We start from the raw sequence: 4,729 nt of genomic DNA on the forward strand, positions 1-4,729 counted from the left end.
CAATACACCTCATGGGCATTCGGGCAACGACTCCGCACCGCCGGACTGCTCGCCTCCATGGGAACCGTAGGCGACTGCTACGACAACGCCATGATGGAATCCTTCTGGGGCACCATGCAACTCGAATTACTCGACACCAAACAATGGAAACCCCGACCAGCTTGCCAACGCGATATCCGAATGGATCAGAGTGCTGGTACAACCCGAAACGGCGACATTCCAGCATCGGGATGCACGCCCCGGTCACGTTCGAGGCCCCCACACGCCACCCGACACGACCGCCTGACCCCACACCCGCCGTGTCCGGCTAACAGGGGGAAGCTCAGTCCGGCGGGGCCACGTTCAAGGTCTCTATGTTGTTTCATCGGCCCACTTCAGGCCTACCTGATCTCTCTCCTTCTGCGCGGGTCCCGCCGCTCCAGTTCAAGCCGCATTTGCACGCGTTGCCCGCCTACCGCAAACGCGACGCGGCGATCCCGGCGGAGCTGCTGTCAAAAGCAGCCAAGCTCACCCTTGGTAACCCGAGTTCGCGCTGTGGAAAGACTGAGCACAACGGACAGCCCATGACGTACGACGTCTGAACTCCTGGCCGCGGTGCCGCCATGGCGACGCGGGTCGGTCATGGAGGTCATTGCGAGTCCTCACGCTGTCGAAGCCTGTCTTGGTCCTCAGGGCGGTGTGAAGTAATGACAGAATGGCTGCCGCGCCCCTGTCCCAGTGTTGACAGGGCGCCGTTCAACCGACTGATCACCATGGTCTCCGGGATACCGAGCAGTTTGGCGACCTCTTTCAACGCCTGTCCGCGACAGTAGATCAAGACCAGCACCTCGCGAGACACGGCGGGAATCGCAGCCAACAACTGAGCCAACGACGGCCGCCCGACAGGGTCGGCGACGTCCTCGGCCGAAGCGGATCGTGGTGGTTGCCCCGACACGCCATCACGTGGCGGGGCGGTCCGGATCCGGTCGAGCGCATACCGACGAGCCGTGGCCATCAACCAGGTGGACGGGTCACCGCGGTCGGGATCGTAGCGGGGCGCTGTCCGCCAGGCGTCCAGATACACCTCACGGGTGACCTCCTCGGCCTGACCCACGTCGGTCACGATACTGCTGACCAGCCCGAACACTCCAGGAGCGGTGTGGTCGTACAGTTCGGCGAACGCGGCGGTATCACCATCCCCGGCCCGCTGCAGCAGTGTGCGGCAGATTCCTGGGTCAGGTACAGCGGCCATCATGGCACTCCCAACGGGACGCACGGACTCATACCGCCGGGGACTTGGGCAGCCCTTGTGATCCTCGAATTACCCCGGCGATCAGTCAATAAACATCAGCTCGGTCACCGATACCGCGGTGCCGCGAGATGCGTGCGGCCGGGATGCGCGGCGGCTGGCGCACCCGAAGCAGGTGTACCAGGCTGGCCACAGCGGGAGGCCCAACGAGGGCTACCTACTGGTGACGCTCGTACGCTGTGGGTAGTCGAGCGCATGGAGGGCCGATGGGGCAGAACCGGCGTCAGCGGATGCAGGCATTGCTGGCCGCCGACCGTGCCACCCGCCCTGCCTCGGCCGTAAGCCTGGCGTGCGGCCGGTGTGTGGTGGAGTTGTCCGTCACCGGCGCCGGTGCGACTGTCTTGAGCAACCTGCCCACCGGAGGCGGCGATGGCGCTGTACGTCCGAGCCGCGGTCTGGTGCACGCGACGAACTCGGTGAGTGCGGGGTTGGAAGATCTGCAGCTCACCGTCGGGGAGGGGCCTTGTCTGGACGCGTTCGCCTCTGGCGGGCCGGTGCTCGTCGCTGATCTGGCTGCCGAGACGGCACGGTGGCCGGCGTTCACACCTGCGGCATGTGACCTGGGCGCGGCCGCGGTGTTCTCTTTCCCGTTGCAGGTCGGGGTGGCGCGGCTGGGGTCGCTGGATCTCTATCGCGACACGATCGGCCCGCTCACGCGGGACGAGTTGGCAGACGCGCTGATCCTGAGCGATCTGGCCACGCAAGGGGTGGTGGATGATCTTGACGGGCACAGCGTCGATGATGTGAGCTGGCTGGCCGATCCGCACGAGCAGGTGCATCAGGCCGCGGGCATGGTGCAGGTCCAGCTGGGATCGACCACGCAGGTGGCGCTGATGCGGCTACGCGGCTACGCCTTCACTCACGACATTCCACTGGCCGAGGTCGCCCAGCAGGTCGTAGCACGTTCTCTGCGCCTCACCGACACCGAGGACGGCAATAATGCGCAGTGAGGGAAAGGCCGACGAGATGACCACTGCCCGGGAGCAACAATTCGCGGACACCTTCGTGTCGCTGGCAGATACTCTGGTCGCCGACTTCGATGTGCTCGATTTCCTCGGCCTGCTCACCGAGCGGGCCGTCGACCTGCTCAACGTTGACGCCGCGGCGGTGATTCTGCCCGATCAGCGAGGCGGGTGGCGGCCTGCGGCAGGGTCGTCCGAGCAAGCCGAATTGATCGAGGTGTTCGCCGCGCAAACCCGGCAGGGCCCCTGTCTGGACTGCGTTCACAGCGGTATGCCGGTGGCCACGGCAGACCTGTCCGCAGACGGCGAACGATGGCCCCAATTCGCACCCGCGGCTGTCAGCGCGGGCTTCCGGGCGGCCTGCGCCGTGCCGATGCGACTACGTAAGGACATCATCGGCGCCTTGACGCTGCTGGGCACGACCCCGGTGGCCATCGATGACGCCAGCGTCGCGCTGGGCCAGTCGCTCGCCGACATCGCCACCATCGGGATCCTGCAGCAACGCGCGATCCGCCACGACGAGATCGTGTCCGAGCAGTTGCAAGCAACCCTGCATCACCGCACCGTCGTCGAACAAGCCAAAGGTGTACTCGCCGAAGCCGGCGGGCTGGACATGCACCAGGCATACCTCGCGTTGCGCAGCTACGCCCATGCGCACGGCCGGCGGTTGTCCGACGTCGCACGAGACGTCGCGACCGCGGCCCTCGACCCCCACGCCCTACTGGCCGACACAACCGATGTCTCTCAGTCGTGACCCTGCGAAGGACAAAGGAGCACAGCTCGTGCCACCCACCCCGGAATCGTCACAGAAACCGCCGCCTGATCGGGAGCGGCAATTGTCCCGCACGTTCGTCGGCCTCGCCGACACCCTGGTAGCCGACTTCGACATCTCCGACTTCCTGAACATGCTCACCGAGCAGTGCATCGACCTGCTCGGCGTCTCCGCGAGCGGAGTGATCCTGCTCGACACCGACGGGAACCTGCAGGTCGCGGCCACCTCCTCCCAGCGGGCCGAACTGTTGGAGCTCTTCGCGGTGCAAACCAATGACGGTCCGTGCATAGACTGCGTCCGCACTGGGGCACCGGTGTCCAGCGCGGACCTGGTTGTCGAGGCGCAGAGGTGGCCGAGCTTCGCCGCGGCAGCCGCGGAGTGCGGATTCCAGGCCGTCCAAGCCCTGCCAATGCGGCTGCGGGACCAGGTAGTCGGGGTCCTGACCCTCTTGAACACCGACACCGGTGGGGCAGCTCGCGACGACATCGAACTCGGGCAAGCCCTGGCGGACGTCGCCACCATCGGTATCCTGCAGCAGCGCACCATCGAACGCGGCGACCAACTCACCGAACAGTTGCAAACCGCGCTGCACAGCCGCGTCGCGATCGAACAGGCCAAAGGTGTGCTCGCCGAGCATGGCAGTGTCTCGATGGAGGAAGCGTTTACGCAGCTACGCGGCTACGCCCGCGCCCACCACCACCGACTCACCGACCTCGCGCGCGCTGTCGCCGGGGGCACCGCCGACCTGACCGCGATCTTGAAGCGCGCGCACCCCTGACGAAGCCGTAGGGCGAAAATGTCTGCCCTGCAAGGAGATCTGGATCGGTCGCGGGGCGGGCCCGCGCGACGCGCGGCGCCGCTACCTGGCCCCCGGAACAGGCGCCGCTGCTCAACCAAGTCTGCCTGCTTGATTCCCTGGCCAAGGTGGCGACATCACCGCCTCAGGCGTGCTGCCGGACGCAGACGTCGGAGTCATCGTGTGCTGGCACAAGCGGCGTGGACAGATGCACGGTGTCGAGTCGACCGAGCAGATAGGTCAACTCGTCAGCGTCGATCACGCCGGCGTCGGCGGCCCGGATCCAGGCGGACGCCGCGCGAACACAGAATTCCTGAGACGCCGGGTGCGCGGACTCATTTCGCTGGGTGGTATCCATGACCGCTCCTGGGATATAGCAGGGTGCTCGCCTGGGCCGAGGCAAGCTCGCGAGCACAGAATTCCCCCAAAGCGTCGACGTAAACAGCAGTTCGATCGAAGTGACTTCCCTGGTGGCTCCGCGAACCCGCCGTCGAGTGACCACACCCATGGGGCGATGCTCGGGCAGCGTGTGGTCCGCCGGGTCGCGGCTACCAGGAATTCGGGGTGAAGTCGCACGGCAGGGTTACGGGGTAAAGACGGTGCGCGACGACGGGTGTGGCCTGGGCCAGTACACCGGAATCGCCAAAGTCGAAGATCGTGTAACCAAGGCCCCTGGCAGACGACCACCCTCTCGAAGGAAGTCCACCTGAACACCTGGCGGATGTGGTGGCCGAAGTCGTCCTGCCCGCCGGGGCGCACCAGGTGTTATGCCGCGCTACCGACAAGTCCGGCTACACCCAGACCGACCAGCGCGCAGGCACCGTCCCCGACGGCGCGACCGGCTGGCACAACGTCACGTTCACCGCCGCCTGAGAAAGATCGGCGAACGACCAATCCATGTATCCGACAGC

General features: G+C 66.0%; 6 protein-coding genes and 1 pseudogene. 5 read left to right on the plus strand and 2 right to left on the minus strand.

Going from position 1 to position 4,729, the window contains the following annotated elements; genetic code table 11:
- A pseudogene (locus ACZ6DT_RS40070) lies at positions 1-311 on the plus strand (transposase); the annotation flags it as partial.
- 317 nt (positions 312-628) lie between these two features.
- On the opposite strand, the gene ACZ6DT_RS40075 reads toward ACZ6DT_RS40070, so the two are convergent.
- Positions 629-1,234 carry a sigma-70 family RNA polymerase sigma factor gene (locus tag ACZ6DT_RS40075; protein WP_465605269.1) on the minus strand — a complete coding sequence of 202 codons (606 nt, stop codon included), beginning with the start codon at positions 1,232-1,234 and terminating at the stop codon, positions 629-631.
- Positions 1,235-1,494: 260 nt separating this feature from the next.
- Between ACZ6DT_RS40075 and ACZ6DT_RS40080 the strand changes: the two genes are divergently transcribed.
- Genes ACZ6DT_RS40080 through ACZ6DT_RS40090 form a run of 3 tightly spaced genes read left to right on the plus strand, consistent with a single transcriptional unit; the run spans position 1,495 to position 3,800 of the window.
- On the plus strand, positions 1,495-2,238 hold the full coding sequence (locus ACZ6DT_RS40080; protein ID WP_465605272.1) for a GAF and ANTAR domain-containing protein: 744 nt from the start codon (positions 1,495-1,497) through the stop codon (positions 2,236-2,238).
- Positions 2,228-3,004 (plus strand): GAF and ANTAR domain-containing protein, encoded by a 777-nt coding sequence (locus ACZ6DT_RS40085; protein WP_465605276.1) that lies wholly within the window; start codon positions 2,228-2,230, stop codon positions 3,002-3,004. The genes ACZ6DT_RS40080 and ACZ6DT_RS40085 overlap by 11 nt, the downstream gene beginning before the upstream one ends.
- A 28-nt stretch (positions 3,005-3,032) precedes the next feature.
- A complete protein-coding gene (locus tag ACZ6DT_RS40090) occupies positions 3,033-3,800 on the plus strand; it encodes a GAF and ANTAR domain-containing protein (protein ID WP_465605279.1) in 768 nt (255 codons plus the stop codon).
- Between the two features lie 163 nt (positions 3,801-3,963).
- Here ACZ6DT_RS40090 and ACZ6DT_RS40095 read toward each other — a convergent pair whose 3' ends face one another.
- Positions 3,964-4,176: a hypothetical protein gene (locus ACZ6DT_RS40095; protein WP_465605282.1), complete on the minus strand. Its 213-nt coding sequence runs from the start codon at positions 4,174-4,176 to the stop codon at positions 3,964-3,966.
- A 368-nt stretch (positions 4,177-4,544) separates the two neighbouring features.
- On the opposite strand from ACZ6DT_RS40095, the gene ACZ6DT_RS40100 reads away from it, so the two are divergent.
- A complete protein-coding gene (locus tag ACZ6DT_RS40100; protein WP_465605285.1) occupies positions 4,545-4,691 on the plus strand; it encodes a hypothetical protein in 147 nt (48 codons plus the stop codon).
- The last annotated feature ends 38 nt before the right edge of the window (positions 4,692-4,729 follow it).

The organism is Amycolatopsis sp. NPDC041971 (genome assembly GCF_055588925.1).